Below are 25223 nucleotides of genomic sequence, written 5' to 3'. Positions count from 1 at the left end.
CAACTCCGCTGTGGCCATGCCGAATTCACCACACGGATAGCGATATTCGCGATGTGCATATCCACGGGTTGTCCGAGGTGGGATGCTGTCTACCGTGGGGAAAGAGAAAATTGACTGGCACGCCTTCGGCGACCTCAAGGACGCGTCTCAGGCCGGCGACTACGGCCGAGTGATTCAGCGCGCGAGACAGATTGCAGCATCGACGCAAGGGGACCTCGCCAACTCCTGCGACATGTCCCAAGCGGCCGTTTCCCGCCTCGAAAACCGAGGTGTCGGCGCCTACAACACGGCAACCCTGGCAAGCGCCGCCAACGCCCTTGGACTACCGTTCGAACTGGTTGGCCTCGCCAACCAGCACATGAACGGACACCCTCCTGTGGAACGACGTGAATTCCTGGCCGCTGCCGTCGCAGCGACAGCGCAGCCGCTCGCATCGGCTGTGTCATCACCTGCACAGCCTGAGTGGGACAACTCGCAGGCAGCCGCCCTGCGGATGGCCACCAGCTCCTACCGCCGACTGGACGCCACGATTGCCTCACGCAGCCTGGCTGAGACAGTTCAAGGTCACCTACGGCTGATCCAGACGGTCGCCGATCTAGCCCCCGATGCACCGCACCGTGCGCGTATGGCCTCCGTCGGATCTGAGGCGGCGTCCTTCGCTGCGTGGCTGGCTTGGGACATGGCTGACCACGGCTCAGCTCGACGGTGGTACGGGTCGGCGATTGGCGCCGCGAGAGGGGCCAATGACATCTTGCTGTGCGCCTACCAGACCGGTTCGCTCGCCTCTTTCGAAGCAGATACCGGGAACCCGCACGAGGCGCTGCGCCTTGTCACCCACGCCCGGCACCAGCTTGGCCCGAACACGCCTTCGCTCGCTGCTGCATGGCTCTCCTCGATCGAAGCAATTGCCCATGCGTCAGCCGGCGCGCACCAAGCATGCGGCAAAGCCCTCCAGGCATGTGAGCAGCACGCAGCTCGGATCCCCGACGCCGAACCCGTCGCGTGGCCTTGGATCTTCGCCTTCGACGAACGGAAGATCGCGGCCTGCCGAATCACTTGTGCCGCGCGGCTCGGTCCGGTGCACCGTATGCGGGTAAGTGACGAAACAATCGCCACTGCTCTCCGTGGTGGACACGACAAGCAACGTGCTTTTCTCACGTTGGACGTGGCTACGCGGTATCTCGCCGCAGGGGACGCCGAAGCGGCTTTCACTCTGGCCGGTCGAGCACTCGCCGAGGGGATACGGCTTCGCTCTGGAAAGATCGCAGAAAGAGCCCGCGCCCTCAGACGTTCCTACTCGGCAACCTCGCCACCGAGTATGGTGCGCGAATTCGATAACCAGTTACACACCGCTTACCTATAGGGGGGCACACCATGCGTGTGGGCATCACCGGACATCGTGGCCTGTCCAAGGAGATCGAGCAGCAGGTAAAGGCCATGCTCGCCGCGCAGATCGCCACGCTCGACACACGCGACCTCATCGGGATCAGCTGTATCGCCGACGGCCCGGACACCTGGTGGGCCCAAGCGGTCCTCGACGCCGGCGGGCGCATCGAGGTCGTCATCCCGGCAGCGCGGTACCGCCAGGACCTGCCCGACTGGCATCACGCTGAATACGACGGGCTGTTCTCCAGCGCCTCTGATGCCCACCACACGGGAATGACCGAATCCACCTCGGAGGCACACCAGGCAGGAAGCGAGATCCTCGTCGGCCTCTCCGACGTCGTACTCGCCGTTTGGGACGGCCTGCCGGCCCGGGGATACGGTGGCACCGCCGATGTCGTGGCGTACGCGGAACGCGTAGGCGTACCCGTCACCGTCCTATGGCCCCACGGTGCGACCCGATAAGAGGCGCGGCCTCTAAAGCCCCTACTCCTCGCTGAGTGAGTTGCCCCGGCCGACACCTGCCCCCGGTGGATGCCGGCCGGGGCTTCCCGTTTCGGCCTGTCCTCACTCCCCGAGGAAGATCGGGTTGGTGAAGGCCGCGAGCGCGCCCGGGAAACCCGGTGTCGTCGGGGTGTGGCGTACCTCCGCGCGTACGTAGGTGGCGTAGGCGGCCGTGGTGCGCCATTCCACCGTGCCCGTGCCGGATTCCGGGAGCGTGGCCGTGTGCAGGGTGCCCTGGTCGGTGACGAAGTGGGCGGTGCGGCCGGGGGCGCCGGTGACCTCCAGGCGTACGGTCACCGGTTCGTCCGCGTCGACGCGCAGCCGGTCGCCGATGCCCGCGTGCCGGCCCCGGCCGCCCGCCGCGCCGAAGGTCAGGGAGACCGACGCGGACTCGGCGACATAGCTGTGGCCCGCGCGGATGCCGGCGAGGATCGCGTCGCGGGTGAGGTCCTCGGCCAGGACGACGGTCTGCGGGGTGCCGATGGGGTCGGGGTCGCGGTGGGAGTCGCTGCTGCCCATCGCGGGGGTCCAGGACTGTCCCGAACGGGCCGCGGAGACGAGGGTGTTGTCCCAGTCCGCGAGGGAGACCTCGTCGTCGACCGTGTACGGGCCGTTCCACACCTCCACCGCGTCGGCGTCGCCGAAGCCGAACTTCCAGTTGCAGCCGATGCAGGTGGCGTGCGGATGGGCGGGGACGACCAGGCCGCCGGCGCGGCGGATCTCGCGGGCGTAGTGGCCGAAACGGTTGTCGCGGGCGCGGTAGCGCCAGTCGATGAACGTGCCGCCGTCCATGCCCAGCGCCACGACGTGTCCGTTGCGGGTGGTGACCTCCTCGCCGGTGAGGATCAGCAGGTCGTCACCCCACAGGCCGCCCCAGACGCTGTGCGCGGAATGCGTGTTGTGCTCGCTGGTGTTGATGAAGTCGAGGCCCGCGGCCCTGGCGAGCGCGGCGATCTCGGCGGGCGTGCGCCTGCCGTCGGAGTGGACGGAGTGGATATGGCAGTCACCGCGGTACCACGCCCGGCCACGCCCCTTGGCGCGCTCCGGCGGGTACACGGGCTTGGGGGTCTTGTCCGGGGCGCCGAACCTCAGCGTGATCGTCACCTCGTACGCCAGCCCCTGCGGGGCGACGGTGTACGGGCCGAGCGCGATGTGCCAGGTACCCGCGTTCACCGGGCCCGGGACGTAGCCGGGGGTGGCGGCGTCGGCGCGCAGGAAGAACTCGGTGCGGGCGCCGCCCGACCAGCCGCGGAAGCCCTGGCCGCCGAGCCGCGTGCCGCGCTCGTCGAAGATGCCGATGTCGAGGGCGTTGCCCTGGGTGCCGGCCGGCATGGCGGGGCGCTCGTAGGAGTAGGCGACATGGATCTCGCGGACCCCGCGCGGTACCTCGACGGGCAGGTGGACGAAGTCCGGGGAGCCGGGCGGCAGCGTGCCGCGGACGGTTCTCGTCTGCTCTCCGGACTCGTCGCCGGCCGTGCCGGAAGGTCCGGACGGGGTCGCGTTCGCGAAGCTCACGGTACTCAACGCAAGCGCGGCGGCGGCTCCCGTCACCAGAAGACCTCGTCGGGCGATGGCGCTGTCGTGGCGGATGTCGTGGGTGTCGTGGGTGTCTGCGTGGTCCTTGCACATGCCGGCGGCTCCCAAGGTGCCGAGAGGGACAACGAGAGGGACAAGTGGTCCACGTGGTCACAGACGCGACCACCGATTCATGCGTTCGAACTCTGGTACTGAGTCGTGAACCAGGAGGCAAGGGAAGGATGTCGGCAGATGGCTGAAAAGAGTCCAGGATCTGGACCTGTACGGGACGACCAGGTCGGGAGTCCCGTGTCGTGGCAGGCCACAGCACCGAACGTATTCTCGGAGGATGACGACGCGCGTGCCTGAGGAACCCGGAACAGGACGACCGACACCCCCCGGACCCGCCGGAGAGCGGACCGGACAACCGGCAACACCGGCAGAACCCGGCGGAACGGCGGCCCCCACCGCCAACGCGATGCGGCGTGCGCTCAAGCGGGCGCGGGACGGGGTCGCGCTGGATGTCGCGGAGGCCGCCGTGCTGCTCCAGGCGCGCGGCGACGACCTCACCGATCTCGCCGCGTCCGCCGCGCGCGTACGGGACGCCGGGCTGGCGGCGGCCGGACGGCCCGGCGTCATCACGTACTCCCGCAAGGTCTTCATTCCGCTGACGCGGCTGTGCCGGGACACGTGCCACTACTGCACCTTCGTCACCGTCCCCGGCAAGCTGCGCCGCGCCGGGCACGGCATGTTCCTCTCCCCGGACGAGGTCCTGGAGATCGCGCGCCAGGGCGCCGCGCTCGGCTGCAAGGAAGCGCTGTTCACGCTCGGCGACAAGCCCGAGGACCGGTGGCCCGAGGCCCGGGAGTGGCTGGCGGCGGAGGGGTACGACGACACCCTCGCGTATGTCCGCGCCATGGCGATCCGCGTCCTGGAGGAGACCGGACTGCTGCCCCATCTCAACCCGGGCGTCCTCTCCTGGACCGATCTCCAGCGGCTCAAGCCCGTCGCGCCCAGCATGGGCATGATGCTGGAGACCACGGCGACCCGGCTGTGGTCCGAGCCCGGCGGACCGCACCACGGCTCGCCGGACAAGGAGCCCGCCGTACGGCTGCGGGTGCTGGAGGACGCGGGCCGCTCCAACGTCCCGTTCACCACCGGCGTGCTGATCGGGATCGGGGAATCGTACGAGGAGCGCGCCGACGCCCTCTTCGAGCTCCGGCGCGTCCAGCGGGCGTACCACGGCATCCAGGAAGTCATCGTCCAGAACTTCCGCGCCAAGCCCGACACAGCGATGCGCGGGATGCCGGACGCCGAACTGGAGGAGCTGGCGGCGGCCATCGCCGTCACCCGGCACGTCCTGGGCCCCGCCGCCCGGATCCAGGCTCCGCCCAACCTCGTCGACGCCCAGTACGCGCTGCTCATCGGCGCGGGCATCGACGACTGGGGCGGCGTCTCGCCCCTCACCCCCGACCATGTCAACCCGGAACGCCCCTGGCCGCACATCGACGAACTGGCCGCGCGTACCGCCGAGTCCGGCTTCGCGCTGCGCGAGCGGCTCACCATCTACCCGGAGTTCATCGCGCGCGGCGAGCCCTGGCTCGACCCGCGGCTGATGCCGCACGTACGGGCGCTGGCCGACCCGGAGACGGGCCTCGCCCGCGAGGACACGCGGCCGGCCGGGCTGCCCTGGCAGGAGCCCGACGAGGGCTTCACCGCCACCGGCCGTACGGATCTGCACCGCACGATCGACACCGAGGGCCGCACCACCGACCGGCGCGACGACTTCGACGAGGTGTACGGCGACTGGGAGGCGCTGCGCGAGGCCGCGGCCCCCGGGATGGTGCCCTCCCGTATCGACACGGACGTACGGTCGGCCCTCGCGCGGGCCGCCGACGACCCGACGAAGCTCACGGACGACCAGGCGCTCGCGCTCCTCCACGCGGACGGCGCGGCGCTCGACGCGCTGACCCGGATCGCCGACGAGTTGCGCCGGGATGTGGTGGGCGACGACGTCACGTACATCGTCACGCGCAACATCAACTTCACCAATGTCTGTTACACCGGCTGCCGTTTCTGCGCCTTCGCGCAGCGCCGCACGGACGCCGACGCGTACACCCTCTCCCTGGACCAGGTCGCGGACCGCGCGCAGCAGGCGTGGGAGGTCGGGGCCACCGAGGTCTGTATGCAGGGCGGAATCCACCCGGACCTGCCCGGCACGGCGTACTTCGACATCGCGCGCGCCGTGAGGGAACGCGTCCCCGGTATGCACATCCACGCCTTCTCCCCGATGGAGGTCGTCAATGGCGCCTCGCGCACCGGCCTGTCGATCCGCGACTGGCTGACGGCGGCGAAGGAGGCCGGACTCGACTCGATCCCGGGCACGGCGGCGGAGATCCTCGACGACGAGGTGCGCTGGATCCTCACCAAGGGCAAGCTGCCGACGGCGACCTGGATCGAGGTCGTCAAGACCGCCCATGAACTGGGCATCCGGTCCAGTTCCACGATGATGTACGGCCATGTCGACCAGCCTCGCCACTGGCTCGGCCACTTCCGTACGCTCGCCCGGATCCAGCAGGAGACGGGCGGCTTCACGGAGTTCGTGACGCTCCCCTTCATCCACACCAACGCCCCGGTCTATCTGGCCGGCATCGCCCGCCCCGGCCCGACGGACCGCGACAACCGCGCGGTCATGGCGATGGCCAGGCTCCTCCTGCACCCGCACATCACCAATATCCAGACGAGCTGGGTGAAGCTGGGCACGGAGGGTGCGGCGGAGATGCTCCGCTCCGGCGCGAACGACCTGGGCGGCACGCTGATGGAGGAGACCATCTCCCGGATGGCCGGGTCGAGTTACGGCTCGTACCGCTCGGTCAAGGACCTCGTCGCCATCGCGGACCTGGCGGGCCGCCCGGCGAAGCCGCGTACGACGCTGTACGGCGAGGTCCCGGAGGAGCGCGTCAGGGCGGCGGCCGCGTCGGACGGACATCTGCCGGAGCTGCTGCCTCTGCTGGCAGACTGAGCGGGCGAGAACGGAACGGACACGGGGGAGTACGTACGTGGCGCACGCGCATCAGCCGTCGATGGCCGAACTGATCGCGCGCCGCCGCAGATTCATCGGACGCGGCGCCGAGCTGAGCACCTACCGCGAGAACTTCGGGTACCCGCCCGAGGACGAGCGGCACCGCTACCTCTTCCATGTCCACGGCAACGCGGGGGTCGGCAAGACCTCCCTCGTACGGGAGATGGAGCGGGCCGCCCGGGAATGCGGCGCGCTGACGGCGTACGTGGACGAGTCCGTCAGCAGCGTCCCCGAGGCGCTGGCCGCGATCGCCGAACATCTCGGCCGGCAGGGGCATCCGCTCAAGCAACTGGACCGGCAGCTCGCCACGTACCGGCAGCGGCGGCACGAGGCCGAGTCGGCGGCCGTGTCCGGCGCCGGTACGGCGGGCGCGGCCGCGGCGGGCGGGGAGTCCCCCGCCGGGTCCGCCGCGGCCGCCCCGTCCGCCGGGTCCACCGCGGCCGTCACGGCCGGGGTGATCGGGCTCCGTATGGTCCCGGTCGTCGGGGCGTTCGCGGACGCGGTCGACACCCAGCAGCTCGCGGCGGGAGCCGACCGGCTACGGGCCACCCTGAGCGCACGCTTCCGCAACCAGGAGGACGTCCAGCTCGTCCTGAGGCCGGACCAGGTGCTCACCCCCGTACTGGTCACCGAACTGACCGAGATCGCCCGATCCGTCCCCTGGATCGCGCTCTTCTTCGACACGTACGAACGCACCGCGCCCTTCCTGGACAGCTGGCTGCGCGACCTGATGACGACCAGCACCTACGGCCGGTTCCCGGGCGCGGTCGTTGTCACGGTGGCGGGCCAGCGGCCCTTCGGCGCCGCGCGCTGGGGCGAGTTCGCGGACTTCGTGACGGATCTGCCGCTCGCGCCCTTCACGGAAGGGGAGACGCGCACACTTCTCGCGGCGAAACGGGTCACGGACGAGTCCGTCGTGGAGGAGGTGCTCAGGCTCTCGGGCGGCCTGCCCGTCCTCGTGTCCACGCTCGCGGAGAACCAGCCCACGGACCCGTACGACGTGGGCGACCCCAGTGCCACCGCCGTCGAACGCTTCCTCAAGTGGGAGCAGGACCCGGTACGGCGGGCCGCGGCCCTCGCCTGCGCCCTGCCGCGCCGGCTGGACGAGGACGTCTTCCGCGCGGTCGTGACCGAGGACGCGGCGGGGCTGTACGACTGGCTGCGGGCGCTGCCCTTCGCCACCCTCAAGGACGCGGGGGTCTCGTACCACGGAGTGGTGCGCGCCCCCATGCTGCGCCTCCAGCGCACTCGCTCCCCGCGCCGCTGGCGCGAGCGGCACACCGCGCTCGCCGCGTGCTTCGCCCGCTGGCGCGCCGAGACGGAGACGGAGCTGCGGGCCGACACGGAGACAGAGCCGCCCGCCGGGACGGAGACGGAGCTGCGGGCCGACACGGAGACAGAGCCGCCCGCCGGGACGGAGACGGAGCTGCGGGCCGACGAGGTGTGGGAGAGCGCCGAATGGCGGGCGCTGCGCTTCGAGGAGACGTACCACACGCTGTGCGCCGGCCCGCGCGGCGCGCTCCCCGGGGCGCTGCGGGACGTGGTCGACGGCTGCCGCGAGAGCCCGGCGGCGGCCCGCCGCGCCGCGCAGGTACTGGCGGAGGGCGGTGCGGACACCGACGACGAGCCGGCCCGGGAGTGGGGACGGCGGCTGGCGGCTGCCCTCGACGACGAGGAAGAAGGGGTACGGGCCGCCCTCGGCCTGCTGCTCGACCGGCCCGGTCTGGACACCCGGGGCCGCGCGGCGGCGCACACGGTACGCGGACGGGAACTGCGCGAGGCGGGCGGCTACGAACAGGCGCTGGCCGAGTACGACCGGTCGCTCGCCCTCGACCAGGACGAGCCCCTCGCGCACTACGGACGTGGTCTCACCCACCAGTTGAACGGGGCGTACGAGGCCGCCCTGGCCGATCTGCGCCGGGCCGACGAACTGGCCCCGGAGACGACCTGGATCCTCGAATCGTACGGGGAGACGCTGCGGCTCCACGGCAGGCACCAGGACGCCGCCGATCTGCTGGACCGTGTCCTGGCGCTCGACCCGACCAACGCGTACGCGCTGGCCTCCCGGGGCGTCGCCCAGCAGGCGCTGGGGCGGCACGCCGCTGCCCTGGCCGATCTCGACCGCGCCCTGGAGCTGGACGTCGAGTATCTGTGGGCGCTGGTCCGCAGAGCCCGCCTGCTGCGCGAAACGGGGGAAACCGACCGGTCCTTCGCGGATCTGGACCGTGCGGTCGAACTGGCGCCGGACAAGGCCTGGATCGCCTCCGAGCGTGGCGAGGCGTACCGGCTCGCCGACCGGAACGATGACGCGGAACGGGAGTTGACCCGCACCCTGGAGCTGGACGCCGATCATGCCTCGGCCCTGGCGAGCCGGGGGTGTGTCCGCACTCTGCTGGGGCGGCACGCCGAGGCGCGCGCCGATCTGGACCGTGCGATCGAACTGGACCCCGAGTACGCCTGGGCGTTGGCGCACCGTGCCGGGCTGCGTCAGGAACTGGACGACGCCACGGGCGCGCTGGCCGATCTGGAGCGTGCCGTCGCCGCCGATCCGGACGTCGTGTGGATCCGGCGGAGGCGAGGAGAGGCCCGGCTGGACGCCGGACAGCACGAGGAAGCGGTCGCCGATCTGACCGAGGTGCTGAACCGACGGCCCGACGACGTCTGGGCGCTCACCCTGCGTGGCAGTGCCCACCACGCCCGCGGCCGTTACGGTCATGCCTTCGCGGATCTGGACAGGTCCCTGGAGCTCGATCAGGACGGCTCGTGGGCCTACTACTGCCGGGCCAGGACGGCACAGGCCGCGGGCCGCCCGGAGCAGGCGTACGCCGATCTCGTGCGATGCGTCGACCTGTACCCGGACGCGGACCACGCCCGGCGCCGCGCGGCGGCCATGTGCCTGCTCCTGGGCAGGCCCGAGGAAGCTCTTCGCCGGCTGGACGAGCTGATCTCCGCCGACGCCGACGACCTGGACGATCGCTGCGAGGCGCTGCGCCATAGCGGGCAGTGGGCGGCGGCACTCGCGGTGGCAGAGCGGTACAGCGTCGAGGATCCGGTGTACGGCACGCTCCAGCGGGCCATGGTGGTGACCGTGGCCGAGGGCGCGGAGGCCGGGGCCCCGGTGTGGCGGGAGCTGGAGCGACTGCTGTCGGAGGCCGAGGACCTGACGGTCGAGATGCCCATGTACGGGGCCATGCTGAGCGAGGCCGTACGGGGCGACTGGGAGGCGCTGGACGCCTCGCTCACGACCCTGTTCGCCCTGGAACACGAGTGGGACGACCTCGCGCACATGGCCTGTGACCTCGAAGAGCTGCTGCACGCACCCGGCGTCGACGCCGGCCGCCTGAGCCCGCGGCTCGCCCGGGTCGTCGCCGCGCGCGACGCGTTCGCCGCCCGCTGGGCGTGAACCGGGGGATCACCGGAGCATTCCGTGAGAAGGACCGTAGAGATCCGGTCGCGCTACTTTGGTCGGATGCGGTGCCTCGGCCGCCGACCGTAGCGTCGTACGGTATGACACCACCGTCCCAGACCGGCCCTGCGGTCGCGGGCACGCCCGCGACGGCGCGGCTCGCGGACGTCGACGCGCTGCGCGGCGTCGCGCTCTTCGGCATCCTGATGGTCAACATCCCGTTCTTCGCCAGCGGTTACACCCTGCTGGACCTGCCTGACCCGGCCCGGCTCGCCTGGCACGACGACGTCGCGGAGAACATCGTCCAGTTCTTCTTCGAGGCGAAGTTCTATGTCCTCTTCGCCTTTCTCTTCGGCTACAGCTTCACCCTCCAGATCAACTCCGCGGCCGTGCGAGGGCACACCTTCCGCCCCCGCTTCCTGCGCCGGCTCGGGGCGCTGTTCCTGATAGGTGTCGCCAACGCGGTCCTGCTGTTCTACGGCGACATTCTGATCACGTACGCCGTGCTCGGGCTGCTGCTCTTCCTGGTGCGCGGTATCTTGCCGCGCACCGCGCTGTGGGTGGCCGGGATCATCACCGGCACGATCGCGCTGCTGTTCCTGACCGTGGCCGTCCTCGTGGCCGTCATCGACGGCGCCTCCGCGACCGCCACCGCCTCGGAACAGGCCAGGATGCTCGCCGACAGCCGGGCCGGCACCGAGGCGATGCGCGGCGGCCTCGGGTCGGTCATCGGCGAACGGCTGTCCTCGCTGGGGGCCATATTCCCGCTGATCCTCTTCTTCCAGGGGCCGTTGGCGTTCTCCGCCTTCCTGGTGGGGCTGGCCGCGGGCAAGCGGCGCGTACTCGCCCACCCCGCCGGCCACGAGAGGAAGCTGCGGCTCATCCAGCTCGTCGGCTTCCCGGTGGGGCTCGCGGGCTCGCTGTTCTACACCTTCGGCGGGCACGACAACTTGTTCGCCGGCGCCGCGCACATCGTGAGCGCGCCCTTCCTCACCGCCGCGTATGCGGCCACGCTCCTGCGCGTGTTCAGGACCGCGCGCGGTGCGCGGGCGGCCGAAGTGCTCGCCTGGCCGGGACGGATGGCGCTGACCAACTATCTGAGCCAGTCGCTGCTCTGCGTCCTGATCTTCACGGGGATCGGCCTCGGACTCATCGGCCGCGTGCCGTCCGCGGCGGTCCTCGCCATCGCGGTGGCGATCTACTCCGTGCAAGTGGTCTGGAGCGCCTGGTGGATGCGACGGTTCCGGATGGGCCCGGTCGAGTGGCTGCTGCGGGCCGCCACCCAGCTGGAACGGCCCGCCATGCGGCTGCGCGAGAGCCCACGCCGCGGCCCGGAGCCCGCGTGACACAGGGCGGCGCGGCGGGCATCGCGTAACCGCCACGTACCACCAGGAAGCCTTCGTGTCCGGGCCGGGCCGCCCAAAGCCGACCTGCCGGGCGACCGCCGCCCATACCGCCCCACTCTTCCCAGCCATCCCGAAGCGCGCCCTCAACCCACTGTTCCCGGTCGATTACAGTGCTGCGGAGTTGGTGCGGTCGCTCGGAGGCACAGGGGAGGGAGGGGCGCGTGAGCACACCGTCCGGAGCCGTCTGGGGCCGTGCCGAACAGCAGGATTTCCGCAGCCGGGTGCGGGGCTGTCTGCTCGGCGGTGCCATCGGGGACGCGCTCGGTGCCGGGGTCTCCGCGCTCACGCTCGATGAGATCAGGGCCGCCCACGGGGAGAGCGCCGTGAACGACTTCGTGCCCGCCTTCGGCCGCCGCGGCGCGGTCACCGCCGCCACACAGCTGACCCTGTTCACCGTCGACGGGCTGATCCGCGCTCAGGTCCGCAGGGACACCGGCGCCTGGCATCCGCCCACCGACGTGCACCGCGCGCATCTGCGGTGGGCGGCGACCCAGCGGGACTGGGGACCGGATCTGCGCCGCAAGGACGGTGGCTGGCTCGCCCAGGAGGAGTGGCTGTACGCGCGCCGCGACCCGACCATCTCCTGTCTCACCGGCCTCGGCGACACCATCATGGGCACGCTCGACAAGCCCAAGAACACGATCGCGCGCGACTCGGGCGCCCTCGTACGGTCCGCGCCGTTCGGGCTGCTCGTGGGCTGGGAGCCGCAGTTGGTGTGCCAGCTCGCCGTGGAGTGCGCCGTCCAGACGCACGGCTTCCCGGGCGCGTATCTGTCGGCGGGCGCCTTCGCGGTGATCGTGCACGCACTGGCGCGCGGCGAGACGCTCGACGCGGGCGTGCAGCGGGCCCTCGCCCAGCTCACCCCGCGCCCGGGGCACCAGCCCGTCTCGGACGCCCTGCAGCAGGCGCTCGGCGCCGTACGGCAGGGGATCCCGGGCCCGGAACGGATCGCCGCGCTCGGCGAGGGACGTACCGCCGAGTCGGCGCTCGCCGTCGCCGTCTACTGCGCGCTGGTCGCCGAGGACATCCGCCAGGGGCTGCGCCTGGCCGTCAACCACGACGGTCCCTCGGCGGCGACCGGCACACTCTGCGGCGCGCTGCTCGGCGCGCTCCACGGGGAGACGGCCCTGCCGCCCGCCTGGCTGGCGGAGCTGGAGGGCCGGCCCACGCTGCTGGAGATCGCCGACGACTTCGCGATGGAGATGACCCAGGGCCCCGCGCTGCACAGCCCGGGGACCGCGGCCTCGGGCTGGCTGGTCCGCTATCCGCGCGGCTGAGGCGGCCCGCGCCGGGGGCCCGACGCGACGGCGCGGCGGGTACGGACGTATATCGCCCGTACCCGCCGCACAGCGGTGTCAGAGGTGCCGGAGAGGCGCCGGCGGCCTTCCTCAGCCGTCCGAGCCCTTCCTGTCCGTCGTCTTCGCGTCACCCGGCTCCGCGGGGGCCGGTACCCGCAGCGAGGCCGCGGTCAGACCCGAACCGTCGCCGTCGCCCTCCCCGTTGATCCGGGCCAGCAGCACCTCGCGCTCGGGAGACTCCTCCGGCTTCAGGAAGCCGATCACGATGTAGAGCACCAGCGAGACGGCGAGCGGGACCGAGACCTGGTACTGGAGGGGCACACCGCCGTCGACGCTCCAGTTGATGGGGTAGTTGACCAGCCAGAAGGCCAGCAGCCCCAGCGCCCAGCTGACCAGCGCCGCGGTCGGCCCCGACCTGCGGAACGTCTTGAGCAGACCGAGCATGAACGGGATCGCGATCGGACCCATCAGCCCGGCCACCCACTTGATCACGACAGTGATGATGTCCTTGAACGTCGGCGAGTTGACCTGCGTGGCGATCGCCATCGACAGCGCCAGGAACGAGATCGTCGACAGCCGCGCCGCCAGCAGCCCCGCCCGCTCCGTCCAGTTGCGCGCCGCCTTCGAGACGACGGGCGCGATGTCCCGGGTGAAGACCGCCGCGATGGCGTTGGCGTCCGAGGAGCACATGGCCATGGTGTGCGAGAAGAAGCCGACGATGACCAGGCCCAGCAGACCGTGCGGCAGCAGCTGTTCGGTCATCAGGGCGTACGAGTCGGACGCGTCCGGCTTCTGCGCCTCGACGAGCAGCGGCGCGCACCACATCGGGAAGAAGAGGACCAGCGGCCAGACGAGCCAGAGGATGGCGGACAGCCGGGCCGAGCGGGTCGCCTCACGGGCGTTGGCCGTCGCCATGTAGCGCTGGGCCTGGTTCCACATGCCGCCGTTGTACTCGAACATCTTGATGAAGAGGAAGGCCAGCAGGAACGTCACGGTGTACGGCCCGGCCGTCGGGTTCGCGTGGCCCTCGGGGAGCTTGTCCCAGACCGTCCACAGGGAGCTGATGCCGCCGAGCTTGCCCATGACGGCGATGAGCATCGCGATACCGGCGAAGAGCTGGATGATGAACTGCCCCAGCTCCGTGAGGGCATCGGCCCACAGACCGCCGACGGTGCAGTAAATGCCGGTGATGATGCCGGTGATGAGGATGCCCTGGTTGAGGGAGATCCCGGTGAAGACGGAGAGCAGGGTGGCGATGGCCGCCCACTTGGCGCCCACGTCCACGATCTTCAGCAGCAACCCCGACCAGGCGAGCGCCTGCTGTGTCTTCACGTCGTAGCGGTTCTTGAGGTATTCGAGCGGCGACGCGACATGGAGCCGGGAGCGCAGCCGGTTGAGGCGGGGCGCGAAGAGTTTGGCGCCGATCCCGATGCCGATGGCGATCGGGAGGGACCAGGTCACGAACGAGGTGACGCCGTAGACATAGGCGATGCCCGCGTATCCCGTGAACATCACCGCGCTGTAACCGGACATGTGGTGCGAGATACCGGAAAGCCACCACGGCATCTTGCCGCCGGCGGTGAAGAAGTCGCTGACGTTGTCCACGCGCTTGTGCGACCAGAGGCCGATCGCGACCATCACACCGAAGTATGCGATGAGCACGATCCAGTCGAGGCTGTTCATGTGCCCCCTCCAGGGGTCCGCCTTATGAACGTCGAGTGCTCTTCGTCAGTTCGTACGGTCGGCGGTTTTCCCCGTGCGGGAGCGGGGACTTTGGGGATTGAACCGCCTGGCGTGGCGGCTGGTCAAGAGCTTCACCGGTCATAGATGTGAACCCAGGTCAGAAAGCCGAACGATTTTACTTGTTCTTGACCTGTCGGGGCGTTGTCGCGACCGTGACGGCGCCCACACGATGAGCGAGCACTTCGTCAGGCTTCGGTCACAACGAAATGACCGCAGGGGATGCGGGTCCCGTGCGGCCGAGAGGGGGAGTGGGGGAACGGAAGAGGGGAAGCGGGGAAGCGGGCGCCCGCCGGGCATGCCCGAGCCCCCTCGGCCAGGACGGCGGACCGGTCGAGAGGGCTCTGTCCGTGGTGCGGGTGCAGGGTGCCGAATGACCTCAGCCGAGGTCGAAAGCGCCCTTGTTCATTTCCTGCACGAAGGCATTCCATGAGGTGGGGACAAAGGAGATCGAGGGACCTTCTGGGGCCTTCGAATCCCGGACGGCAATGGTCTGGACGACGGGGGACTTGACCTCTACGCACGCGCCGTTTCCGCCGGAGTACGAGGACTTGGTCCACGTGTCCGTAGCGCCCTGAAGAATTGCCATGTTCGCTCCGGTTCCGCAATGGGTGTGAAATAGCGCCAACTTCCTGCTGGCATGATCGACGCTACTAGCCCCACTCCAAGGGCGGGATGGGCGTTCACTCGTCCTGATGGCTTATCTCTGGAGGGTCTTCCGCTTCCGGGTAGCGGAGGTGTACCTTCCCCTCCCTCTGGCCGGGAAAGTCGGCGTACTCGACATTCCGTGCAAATGCCGGGATGGCGGGCCCAGCCCGAGCCGCCGGCCGGCCGCCGGCGGTCGTCCTCAGGACCCGGCAGCCGGTATACGGCTCGAAAACCCGCTAGCGGGCGTATTCCTTGGCGATATCCGCGATGAACTGCCGGGTCTGATCGGCGTTCAGCGCCTGTGCGCGCAAGTGCTCGTACATCACGCTGTAGCGCTGCACATCGTTCGCCTTCTCCAGATAAAGGTCGCTCGTCACGCCCTCGATGTAGACCACGCTGGAGTCCGAGGCGTCCGGGAATTCGAGAATCGCGTAATGTCCGGTGATCCCGGGATGCGCGCCCATCTCGAAGGGCAGCACCTGCACGGTCACATGCGGGAGCTGTGACTGTTCGACGAGATGTTCCAACTGCTCGCGCATCAGCTGCCGGTCGCCGACGCGACGGCGCAGCGCCGCCTCGTCCACCACCGCCCACAGCCGCAGCGGGTCGTCGGGTGTGTTGATGCGGTCCTGGCGTCGCAGCCGGACCCCGACGCGCTTCTCGACGTCGAGCACCGGGGATTCGGGCAGCGCGCCGTTGATGAGCGCCTCCGCGTACGGCCGGGTCTGGAGCAGCCCAGGGACGACCTGGGGCTCGTACACCCGCAGGGACGCCGCGTCCGTCTCCAGGCCGATGTAGACGCTGTACGGGATGTCGCCGAAGGCGTGCCACCAGCCCTGCTGACGGGAGTCCTTGGCCATTTGCATCAGCGAGTCCACGATGCGCTGGTCCTCGACCTCGTACACCCCGCAGAGGTCACGGACATCGCGCTGGCTGATGGAACGGCGGCCGTTCTCCAGTCGGCTGATCTTCGACTGGGAGACCAGCAGGCGCTCCGCCACCTCCTCGGCCGTCATGCCCTTCAGCTCGCGGAGCCGGCGCAACTCCTGGCCCAATCGGCGTCGCCTGACGGTGGGATTGACGTTGGACGCCACGGAAACTGCACCTCCGGCTGCGTAGCTGTACGTATCTCCTGCTCAGCAGACTGCCACCAAATGCCGTGACTGCGCTGGAAAATGGGCACAGACGCGAATGGGCCGGTCTGCGCGGTTCCCCGCGCGCCGGTGCGAGCGCCCCCGCGCCGGGACGGACTCCTGTCCGCCTCGCCCCCCTGTTCTCCCCCCAGGACCGCCGTACAGGCCGTCAGGGGCCCTCCAGAGGCCGTCAGTGGGCCGTGGGGGAGCCGCCGGAAGGCCATCAGTGGGCCGAGACACGACGCGCGGGGCAGTCGGACCGGTGTGGTCCGACTGCCCCGCGCGACTTGTGCGGCTCCCGAACCGGCTCTGGGGACATCGGTGCGGCGGACTGCCGTGTTGGCGGTTCCTGCGGTTCCTGCGGGTGTTGAGGGCGTTGCGGGTGTTGCGGGTGTTGCGGGTGTGCTGCGGGTCGTTCAGTGCGCCGGGACGCGTGCCATGCCGCCGTGGTGCGGCTGCGACGGCACAGCCCCTGGGGGGCGTCCGCCACCCGGGGCGCTGGGGGCGCCCTGGGCGGGATTACGGCGTGGCTGTGCGCCCACCCCGTTCTGGACGTCCATCACGGCGTGCGCCACGAGACCGCCCATCGGGTCATGTCTGATCAGGTCCCGGAGCCGGGAGCGCGACGAGCGCCCCTCGTTACCGGGGTACAAGTGCTTGCCGAGTCCGACCGCGTGGGCCAGCGCGGCGAGCGCCGCGGTCCGCGGGTCCGGCGGTACGCCGGTGCGGATCGCACTGTCCAGCCGGGACCTGATTTCCCGGCTGATCGCCGTCTCCGTCGCCTGGTAGCGAGTCGTCGGCAGCACTCCGCACATCTGGCCCGCCACGGCATGCACCATGCCGCATCGCTCCAGATGCGAGAGATAGGTCTGGCGCAGCCCCAGTCGGGGCCCGCCGATCCAGTGGACGGCCCGGACCGGGCTGCCGCGTCGGCGCAGCAACTCCAGTGCGGAGTCCAGAGTCGGATCTCCGGTCGGCCGTGGCATCACCACGGCGATACGATCCCCGTCAGGGGCTATCCGTCCTGCCAGCGCCAGCTCTACTAGCTGTGCTCCGGCCAGGCCGAGGTCGAGCGACTGCGGCTGCGCTGTGGTACCCGTGGTCGGGTCCAGAGCGAGCAACAGAAGCTCCTCCGGAATTGTTCTGCGGCTCCTGCCCATCCATGCCTCCCCGCGTGGATGAATGACAGGGTGACCCCTCTCACATTGGTCTGTCGAGGGTGCCTGAGTGCTTTGTGCGGGAACCGTTATGTATGTCGTTCTCGTCTAGCACGTCGGCCGAGGTCTCAGAGCAGGACACTGATAGATGCTTCGGACAGTGCGGTACGTCGGATGAGACATGAAGGAGACACGGTGGCGGGCGAGTCCCCCGGCAAGTCGGATCAGCGGAAGTCATCGGGGGAGACGGCTCCGGGGGGGCGGGATCCGCGGCTCGCGGTCTTCCGCGAACCGGCGACAGCGGCGGCGGACACGGCGGAGCGGGCGGAGCGTGACTCCGGCTCGGCGGTGTCGACGAAGGTCGCGATCGCAAATCGTCCGGAGGATTCCGCGGAGCCCGAGGAGACCGAGGACGCGCACGAATCGGACGGTGGGGGCATAACTCCAGCCCCTGAGCCGCCGAAGGCCGATCCCCCGAAGGCGGAGTCCTCGTCAAACAAGGGCGAGGCGGAGGATGAGGTGCGAGGCGAGGTGCGGGACAAGGCGGAGGGCGCCGCCGCCGCTGACGCCTCGACTGATACGGACGCCGAGTCAGATACTGGCACTGATGCGGCGAAGGCCGACAAGGGCGACGAGGGCGATAAAGAAGACAAGAGAGACATAGATGGCAAGGGCGGCAAGGTCCCCTCCTGGGCCACGGCTGCCAAGCAAGACGCCAAGCAAGACGCCAAGGAAGACGCCAAGGAAGACGCCGAGGCGGACGCCAAGAAGCGCAAGGACACCCACGCCGACGCCGGCACCGTTGCCCCCTCCGCCGACCCGGAGCCCGTCGACCAGCCCACCGCCGTCTTCACGAAGCTTCGCCGGCCCGCCGTCGATCAGCCCACCACCACGCTCAAGGTGCCCGAGCGGCGCGTGGAAAAGGCCGAGGGGAAGGCCAAGGCCGAGGAGAAGTCCAAGGCCGCCGAGAAGCCCGCCGAGAAGCCCGAGTCGGCGGCCGAGCGGACCAGTACGTTCGTACCGCTGCGCCGGGACGACCAGCAGGCCGCCCTCGCGTCTCCGCCCCGGACGCCGTACCCGTCGCCGTCGTATCCGTCGTCGTCCGTGCCCACCGCGCTTCCCGAGGCGGCCGAGCGGACCCGGCAGCAGCCGATGCCGCCGATGCCGCCGCTCGATCTCCTGGCCGAGCTGACGAACAAGCCCGCCCCGCCCGAGACTCCGGTCCGTACGGCCGTCCGGCGGGTCAAGATCTACACGCCTCTCGTGCTGCTCCTCCTGGTCGTCTTCGCGGTCGTGCAGGCCCTACGGCCGCTCCCGGCACCCACGCTGGCGCTCTCCGCCGCCCCCACGTTCACCTTCGAGGGCGGCAAGCTCGACATGCCGTGGCCCGACGAGGGGCAGGGCGCCGTCGAGGTCGAGGGCGTCGGCGTGATCGGTACGTACGGGCAGCAGAAGCCCGCTCCGATCGCGAGCGTGGCGAAGGTGATGACCGCGTACGTGATCCTCAGGGACCACCCGATCAAGGGCGAGCAGGTGGGCCCGAAGATCGAGGTCGACAAGAAGGCGGGCGAAGAGGCCGACCGCCCCGACGAGTCGACCGCGCCGATAGAGGAAGGGCAGCAGTACACCCAGAAGCAGATGCTCCAGCTGCTGATGATCCCCTCGGGCAACAACGCGGCCCGGCTGCTGGCCCGCTGGGACGCGAGGTCGGAGCCGGCGTTCGTCGAGAAGATGAACGCCGCCGCCAAGGACCTCGGCATGACGAACACGACGTACACGGACCCGAGCGGTCTGGAGTCCTCCACCGTCTCCACCGCCAACGACCAGCTGAAGCTGGGCAAGGCGGTCATGCAGAACGATGTCTTCCGCGAGATCGTGAATCTGCCCCAGGTCGAGATCCCGGGTATCGACAATCTGATCATCAACAACAACTCGATCCTGCTCGAACCGGGCGTGAGCGGGATCAAGACCGGCTCGTCCACTCCGGCCGGCGGCAATCTGCTGTGGTCCGCCAACACGATCGTCGACGGCCAGAACCGCCGGATCATCGGCATGGTCATGGGCGCCCAGAAGGCCGTGAAGCTCTGGGACAAGCTGGAGCTGGCGATCCAGAACAGCCTCAAGCTGATCAAGACCGCCCAGGACGGCGTCACCTCCACCGGGGTCGTCAAGAAGGGCGATGTCGTCGGGTACGTGGACGACGGCCTCGGCGGCCGGACCCCGGTGGTCTCCACCAAGGACCTGAAGGCGGTCGGCTGGGCAGGTCTCCAGGTGAAGCTCAACCTCACCGAGGGCAAGGAGACGGTGCCGCACTCCGCCGCCTCCGGCACGGTCGTCGGCGAGATCATCGTCGGCACCGGCACCGGCAAGGAGTCCGCGCCCGTCGCGCTCCAGGAGGACCTGGCGGAACCGGGCTTCGGCGCGAAGCTCACCCGGGTCGGCTGATCCGCGGCCACACGTCCGACGGCCCCTCGGGGCCCCGCGGCCGGGGAAGGCGCCGTAAATGGTGCCCTCCCCGGCCGCCGCCACGTGTTAGCGTCCCGAAACGGACATCTGCCCGGGGCACCCGCTCGGCCGGCCGTCCGGGCAACCGCCGGACGCGGGGACGGCGTCTCGAAGGATGTCGGGGGTCGGCACACCGGGTGGGACAACGGTGAGACGGAAAGACGTGGAGAGCCGCAGTGACCACCACTGAGCCGACGCGCGCCGACGGCGGCACCTCTGCCGACGGCGTCACCTCCGCCGACCGGCGGGACACCGCCCGGCCACGAATAAGACTGCCCACGCAGCGCGGCGGCGAGCCGTCCGAGGGACTGCGGGGGCGCCTGCGGGGTGGGGTGGCCCGTCATCCCGTTCTCTTCACCACCGCCGTCGCCGCCGTCACGCACGTGGTGTGGTTCCTCTTCTTCGCCAACAGCGGCGGCGACATCGCCGCGCAGGACGCCTGGGCCGAGTTCGTCGGCCAGAACCCGGACTCCGCGTACAACCTCGCCTGGTACGGCGGGATGCATCCGGTCTCGTACAGCGTGGTCTCGCCCTATCTGATGTCCGTCCTCGGCGTCCGTACGACGATGATGATCGCCGGGACCGTCTCCGCCGCCCTCACCTCGCTGATCCTGGTCCGGGTACGGGCCGTCCGTAACCCGGTGGCGTGCTCGCTCGCCGGGGTCTTCGCGTTCCTCTGCAACGCGCTGTCGGGGCGGGTGACCTTCGGCCTCGGCGTGATGTTCGCGCTCGGCGCGGTCGCGGCGGTGTTCTGCTGGCCGTACCGCTGGCGGACGAAGCGCTGGGCCAAGGCGGCAGCCGCCGCGCCGCTCGCCGGTCTGGCGACCGCGGCGAGCCCGGTGGCCGGGCTGTTCCTCGGGGTCGTCGCGGCGGCGCTGTTCCTCAACAAGCGGCGCCCCGGGGCGTATGCGCTCGGTCTCGCGCCGGCCGCGGTGGTGGCGCTCTCCTCCTGGCTGTTCCCGTTCTCCGGGACGCAGCCGATGTCGGTGGGGACGGCCTCGCTGCCCTTCCTCTTCGCGGTGCTCGTGTTCCTGCTCGTCCCCGGGGAGTGGCGTACGGTCCGGGTCGCCGCGGCGGTCTACGGCGTGGGCGTGCTGCTGACCTATGTGATCGATTCGCAGATAGGGTCCAATGTCTCCCGGTTCGCGATGGTCATCGCGGGCGTGGTGCTGCTCGCGGCCCTGCCGTACACGGCCCCTCGGTCACGCCGCTGGTACGCGCTGGTGCTCGCCTTCGCCGGGCTCAACATCTGGATAGGGTTCAAGGGCGTCGACGACATGGTGCGTACGGCGCCCACCGCGTCCTGGACGCGTGAACTGGCGCCGCTGGTCAACCAGCTGCAGCAGACCGGCGCGGACAAGGGCCGGGTCGAGGTCGTCCCGGCCAGGAGCCACCGCGAAGCCTCCGCGCTCGCCCCGTACGTCAATCTCGCCCGCGGCTGGAACCGCCAGGCGGACATGGAGCGCAACCCGCTCTTCTACGACGACACCCTGACCGCCGAGAGCTACCGCGGCTGGCTGGACCGCTGGGCCGTGCACTACGTGGTGCTGCCCAAGGGCAAGCCCGACTCGGGCGCGGGGCTCGAGGCCGAGCTCGTCCAGAAGGGGCTGCCCTATCTGGAGCACGTCTGGGGCGACTCCAACTGGCAGCTCTTCGCCGTCGAGGACCCGATGCCGCTGGCCGATCCGCCGGCGACGGTGGACCGGGCGGGCGCGGGCGAGCTGACGATCCATGTGAAGTCGGCGGGACGGGTGCTGATCAGGATCCCGTACTCGCCGTGGCTCGGCCTCGTCGACGAGGAGGGCAAGAGCGTCGTGCCCCCGCAGGAGACCGCGGCGTCCAAGGCCGACGAGGACGGGCCCAAGGTCTATACGAACCCCAACGGGTGTCTGCTGAAGGCCGAGACGAACGTGGAGGGCGACGAGTGGACGGAGCTGCTGGCGCCGCGCCCCGGCGTGTACCGGCTGGCCGCGCCGTACCAGCTGCCGCGCGGGACCGGCTGCCCGGAGGAGCTGCGCTGAGCGCGTTCGCCGGGGGCCTGTCCGTCAAGGAGAGCTTGTCCGTCGAGGGGGGGGCTTGTCCGCCAAGGAGGACCTGTCCGTCGAGGGGGCCGGCCCGTTCATACGGGACCGGCCCCCCGGCCCCTCGTCAGAGGCGCTTGGCGCTGCGCAGCGTCGCCGCGTAGTACCCGTTGCCGTCCAGGCGTGACGTACCGCCCTTGTCGCCGATCGTCGGACCGTTGACCTCTTCGCGGCTGGACACGAAGATCTGGTGTCCGTCCGTGTCGTTGCCCATGTACATACCGACGTGGTCCAGCCGGTTCTTGGTCCGCCCGTCGAGCTTGAAGAAGACCAGATCGCCGGGCTGGAGCACGCTGATGGACTTCGGCCGTTCGTAGCGCGGCTCGGGACCCGACAGCTTGATGATGTCGACGCCCACGTCGGCGCGCGCCATGCCGTTGGCGGTACGCGGCAGTCCGTCGCCGGGGACATCGGAGACCATCAGCGGATAGCGGCCCCGGTAGCCGAACACGGTCCGGATGAAGCCCGAGCAGTCGATCGCGCGGTAACGCGCGGACTGCGGCTGCTTGGTGGTGCCGTCGCGGAAGGTGTACGGGATGCCGAGGTAGTCGTAGAAGTCGGACTGTTCGAGGCGGTAGTCGTTGCCCTCGCTGCCCTCCGGGTTGACCGGCCCGAAGTTGGCGTCGCCCGCGTACGGAACGCCCTCGTCGTCCTTCTTGACCGGCGCGCCCTCGACGTACTGGAAGGCGAACGCGAAGAGGTCGTCCTCCTCGCTGCCGTAGAACTCCTTGAACCAGTCCTTGAACCACTTCTCCTTCTCGGCGCCCTTCTTCCACGCCTCCGGCATCAGCCGTACCCAGTTCTCGGTGACCACCCGGGTCTTGGTGCTCGTCGGCTCGTCGAAGGTACGGCTGGGGCCGGTGAGGGTCGCCGTACGCGCGTCGTCGGTGAAGGTGGCGAGGATGTCGCCGTCCCCGCTGCGCAGCACCGAGCGCTCCGGGTTCTTCAGCCGCTCCCAGGTCTGCTCGCCGGCCGTGCTCCCGTTCCCGGACGTCAGCGCGGGGATGTCGGTGATGGCCTGGACGGTGGGCGCCTTCGCCTGCTCGTCCTTGCGGAGTTCAACGGTGAGATAGGCGCTGCCGGCCAGCAGCGCGAGGACCGTCGCGGCATGCAGGACAGGGCGGCCGCGCTTGGACTTGGCACTCATGACGATTCGGCTCCCGTGGGTGGGCGGGTCAGGCTGACGGCAGGGCGCCGAGCAGGATGCCGGCGGTGAGGACTACATAGGCCGTGAGCGTGACCGTGCCGGTGGCGAGGATGGTCGCGCCCTTGGGCTGGCGTACGAGCTGGTAGGCGATCAGACCCGGGACGATGAAGCCGAGCGTCTGGTTCGCGTACATGAGAGGGAATTCGAGCGAGAGCACGATCATCACGGTGCCCTGGAGAAGCACACCGATCATGACGACCGCGGAGAACAGGCGCTTTCCGTAGAGGATCACGAAGCGCTGGACGAGCAGCGTGGTCACATACGTCAGTACGGTCACGCCGACGACCATGGCGGCGCGCTGGAGGTCCTCGACGAGGGTCAGCGCCAGCCAGCCCGGCGTGATCATGCCGCCGGGGGAGAGATTGGTCGTGAGATAGCAGATCAGGGAGAACATCAGGCCCAGACCGATGCCGATCGCGGCGATCTCGGGGGTGAGGACTGCGGGGATCAACGGGGTTCTCCTGGGTTCTGCGGCGCCACGGAGTGCGAGGGGTTCGGTGAGTGCGGGGGCTTCGGGTGATCGGGATGCCGCGGCTGCTGGTGGGACGCGGGGTGGTGCTGCCCGGGGTCGTCGGAGTCGTACGGGCCCGGCTGCTGGGCCTCTGTCTGCTCCGGCATCTGGACCGGTTCGAACAGGCCGCGCTGGCGCGGCGGTCCGGCGGCGGGACGCTGCTGGTAGCGCTGCTCGTACGCCTCCGGGTAGGGCTGGAACGGATCGAGGCGCGGCGCGTAGCGGACCAGCGCCATCGTCTCGTCGTGACGCGGGTGCTGCTGGTCCTGCCGCGGGGCGGTTCCGGGGACGGCGTCGGCGGAGACGACCGGGATGGCGACGGTGTCCGACGCCTGGTCCTGGTCCTGGCCCTGTGCCTGGCCCTGCGACGGTCCCTGTGACTGTGTCCGCGCCGGGATCCGGGGCTGCGCCGCCCGTACGGGGGCGGGCGGGTCGGCGGGTCCGTCCTCCGGGTCCGGTGTCTCGTCCGGCGGCAGCTCCGCCAGGTGTTCGAGCAGCAGCTCGCCCTGGCCGTGGATATTGCCGATCGCGACCAGTGAGGAGTCGGGCCCGAGCATGTCGAGCAGCTCGCGCATGAACTCCTCGGGGTCGCGCTTGTCGCCGCCCAGGTCGACCGCGCGTGAGCGCCATTCGGCCGGGATCGCGTCGATGGCGCTCTTCGCCGGATGGCCGATGACGAAGACCTTCTCCGGCTGGAGTTCGGGGATGATCTCGCCCATCTGACCATTGCGCTCGACCCGGTCGGGGCGGCAGTTGATGACCACATGGAGCGGACGGTTGATCGCGCCCAGATCGAGCAGCTGGTTGATGTTCATCAGCGTCGACTCGGGGTCGTTCGCCGCGAAGACGTTCGCGAACCGCAGCCGCTTGGCGTCCGGCGTGAGGTAGCGCTCCACGGAGAGGACACCCGGGTCCGGCGGCGCGTCGTACATCCCCTGGAGCGCGGTCTCGCGCTCCACGCCCAGCAGTTCGGCGACCTTGAGCGCGATGGCCACGTTCTCCTTGAACGTGAACCAGCTGAAGCCGCGCAGCTCCTCGTCGGAGACCGTCTCCGGGTCCGCGTAGATCAGTTGGCAGTTCCTGGCGTCGGCCTCCTCCTGGAGGATCGCGAACCGGTCCTTCTCCGCGGTGACACAGATGCCGTCCTCCGGCATGGAGCGGGAGAGCGAGCGCGCCACGTCGTCGAGGGTCGGGCCCATCTCGGCGAGATGGTCCTCACGTACGTTGCACAGCACGCCGATCGTGGACCGGATCAGTTTCGACTGGTTGATCTCCTGGAGCGCCGGCATGACGGCCATGCACTCGATCACCAGCGCGTCGGGGTTGTAGGCGGCGGCCCGGCGCACGATGCCGATCTGCTCCACCACATTGGCGATGCCGAACTTGCGGTAGACGGGCTCCTCGGTCGCGTCCGGGTGGATGAACCGGGCCGCGGTGCCGGTGGTCTTGGCGACCGTGATCAGCTCGCCGCCGCGCAGCGCGCCCGCGCACAGCCGGGTGATGGACGACTTGCCGCGGATGCCGTTGACCAGTACCCGGGTGGGGATGCGGTTCAGGTTGGTGAAGTGCCGTCGCTGTTCGACGAGTCCGGCGACCAGCAGGATCGCGCTGCACACCAGCAGCACGAAATAGAGGAAGAGCACGGTC

16 protein-coding genes are annotated in these 25223 nt (G+C 70.0%); 8 read left to right on the top strand and 8 right to left on the bottom strand.

Annotation, left to right across the window (positions count from 1 at the left end):
• Positions 1 to 94: 94 nt before the first annotated feature.
• Both ACIRQP_RS11195 and ACIRQP_RS11190 read left to right on the top strand, forming a co-directional pair.
• On the top strand, positions 95 to 1363 hold the full coding sequence (locus tag ACIRQP_RS11195) for a multiprotein-bridging factor 1 family protein (protein WP_403886825.1): 1269 nt from the start codon (positions 95 to 97) through the stop codon (positions 1361 to 1363).
• Positions 1364 to 1374: 11 nt separating this feature from the next.
• A complete protein-coding gene (locus ACIRQP_RS11190; RefSeq protein ID WP_403886822.1) occupies positions 1375 to 1848 on the top strand; it encodes a hypothetical protein in 474 nt (157 codons plus the stop codon).
• A gap of 102 nt (positions 1849 to 1950) precedes the next feature.
• Here the strand turns inward: ACIRQP_RS11190 and ACIRQP_RS11185 are convergent, their stop codons facing one another.
• The gene (locus ACIRQP_RS11185) at positions 1951 to 3516 is read right to left on the bottom strand and encodes a CehA/McbA family metallohydrolase (protein WP_403886819.1); all 1566 of its coding nucleotides are present in this window, start codon (positions 3514 to 3516) and stop codon (positions 1951 to 1953) included.
• A gap of 235 nt (positions 3517 to 3751) precedes the next feature.
• On the opposite strand from ACIRQP_RS11185, the gene ACIRQP_RS11180 reads away from it, so the two are divergent.
• From ACIRQP_RS11180 to ACIRQP_RS11165, 4 genes are all read left to right on the top strand, one after another.
• Positions 3752 to 6424 (top strand): bifunctional FO biosynthesis protein CofGH, encoded by a 2673-nt coding sequence (locus ACIRQP_RS11180; protein ID WP_403886816.1) that lies wholly within the window; start codon positions 3752 to 3754, stop codon positions 6422 to 6424.
• 37 nt (positions 6425 to 6461) lie between these two features.
• On the top strand, positions 6462 to 9887 hold the full coding sequence (locus ACIRQP_RS11175; protein ID WP_403886813.1) for a tetratricopeptide repeat protein: 3426 nt from the start codon (positions 6462 to 6464) through the stop codon (positions 9885 to 9887).
• A gap of 104 nt (positions 9888 to 9991) precedes the next feature.
• Complete coding sequence (locus ACIRQP_RS11170) at positions 9992 to 11236, top strand: DUF418 domain-containing protein (RefSeq protein WP_403886809.1); 1245 nt, start codon at positions 9992 to 9994, stop codon at positions 11234 to 11236.
• 221 nt (positions 11237 to 11457) lie between these two features.
• The gene (locus tag ACIRQP_RS11165) at positions 11458 to 12573 is read left to right on the top strand and encodes an ADP-ribosylglycohydrolase family protein (protein WP_403886806.1); all 1116 of its coding nucleotides are present in this window, start codon (positions 11458 to 11460) and stop codon (positions 12571 to 12573) included.
• A gap of 111 nt (positions 12574 to 12684) precedes the next feature.
• Here the strand turns inward: ACIRQP_RS11165 and ACIRQP_RS11160 are convergent, their stop codons facing one another.
• The 4 genes from ACIRQP_RS11160 to ACIRQP_RS11145 all read right to left on the bottom strand — a co-directional run bounded on the left by ACIRQP_RS11160 (position 12685) and on the right by ACIRQP_RS11145 (position 17275).
• The gene (locus ACIRQP_RS11160; protein ID WP_403886803.1) at positions 12685 to 14277 is read right to left on the bottom strand and encodes a sodium:solute symporter family protein; all 1593 of its coding nucleotides are present in this window, start codon (positions 14275 to 14277) and stop codon (positions 12685 to 12687) included.
• Positions 14278 to 14713: 436 nt separating this feature from the next.
• Positions 14714 to 14923: a DUF397 domain-containing protein gene (locus ACIRQP_RS11155; protein ID WP_129768573.1), complete on the bottom strand. Its 210-nt coding sequence runs from the start codon at positions 14921 to 14923 to the stop codon at positions 14714 to 14716.
• 295 nt (positions 14924 to 15218) lie between these two features.
• A complete protein-coding gene (locus ACIRQP_RS11150) occupies positions 15219 to 16076 on the bottom strand; it encodes a helix-turn-helix domain-containing protein (RefSeq protein ID WP_403886800.1) in 858 nt (285 codons plus the stop codon).
• 455 nt (positions 16077 to 16531) lie between these two features.
• The gene (locus tag ACIRQP_RS11145) at positions 16532 to 17275 is read right to left on the bottom strand and encodes a GPP34 family phosphoprotein (protein WP_403886797.1); all 744 of its coding nucleotides are present in this window, start codon (positions 17273 to 17275) and stop codon (positions 16532 to 16534) included.
• Positions 17276 to 17446: 171 nt separating this feature from the next.
• On the opposite strand from ACIRQP_RS11145, the gene ACIRQP_RS11140 reads away from it, so the two are divergent.
• Both ACIRQP_RS11140 and ACIRQP_RS11135 read left to right on the top strand, forming a co-directional pair.
• On the top strand, positions 17447 to 19717 hold the full coding sequence (locus tag ACIRQP_RS11140; RefSeq protein WP_403886794.1) for a serine hydrolase: 2271 nt from the start codon (positions 17447 to 17449) through the stop codon (positions 19715 to 19717).
• 236 nt (positions 19718 to 19953) lie between these two features.
• Positions 19954 to 21798 (top strand): MFS transporter, encoded by a 1845-nt coding sequence (locus tag ACIRQP_RS11135; RefSeq protein ID WP_403886791.1) that lies wholly within the window; start codon positions 19954 to 19956, stop codon positions 21796 to 21798.
• Positions 21799 to 21925: 127 nt separating this feature from the next.
• Here ACIRQP_RS11135 and ACIRQP_RS11130 read toward each other — a convergent pair whose 3' ends face one another.
• Genes ACIRQP_RS11130 through pgsB form a run of 3 tightly spaced genes read right to left on the bottom strand, consistent with a single transcriptional unit; the run spans position 21926 to position 25219 of the window.
• On the bottom strand, positions 21926 to 23005 hold the full coding sequence (locus ACIRQP_RS11130) for a C40 family peptidase (RefSeq protein WP_403886788.1): 1080 nt from the start codon (positions 23003 to 23005) through the stop codon (positions 21926 to 21928).
• 28 nt (positions 23006 to 23033) lie between these two features.
• Positions 23034 to 23516: a poly-gamma-glutamate biosynthesis protein PgsC/CapC gene (locus ACIRQP_RS11125; RefSeq protein ID WP_382877922.1), complete on the bottom strand. Its 483-nt coding sequence runs from the start codon at positions 23514 to 23516 to the stop codon at positions 23034 to 23036.
• Positions 23513 to 25219 carry a poly-gamma-glutamate synthase PgsB gene (gene pgsB, locus ACIRQP_RS11120; RefSeq protein ID WP_403886784.1) on the bottom strand — a complete coding sequence of 569 codons (1707 nt, stop codon included), beginning with the start codon at positions 25217 to 25219 and terminating at the stop codon, positions 23513 to 23515. Before pgsB ends, ACIRQP_RS11125 begins: the two co-directional genes overlap by 4 nt.
• Positions 25220 to 25223 lie beyond the last annotated feature (4 nt).

Origin of the sequence: Streptomyces sp. NPDC102274, from assembly GCF_044766385.1 — a bacterium.
Lineage (GTDB): Bacteria > Actinomycetota > Actinomycetes > Streptomycetales > Streptomycetaceae > Streptomyces.
Note: the sequence above shows the minus strand (reverse complement) of the source record. Positions and strands in the feature narration are given on the sequence as shown.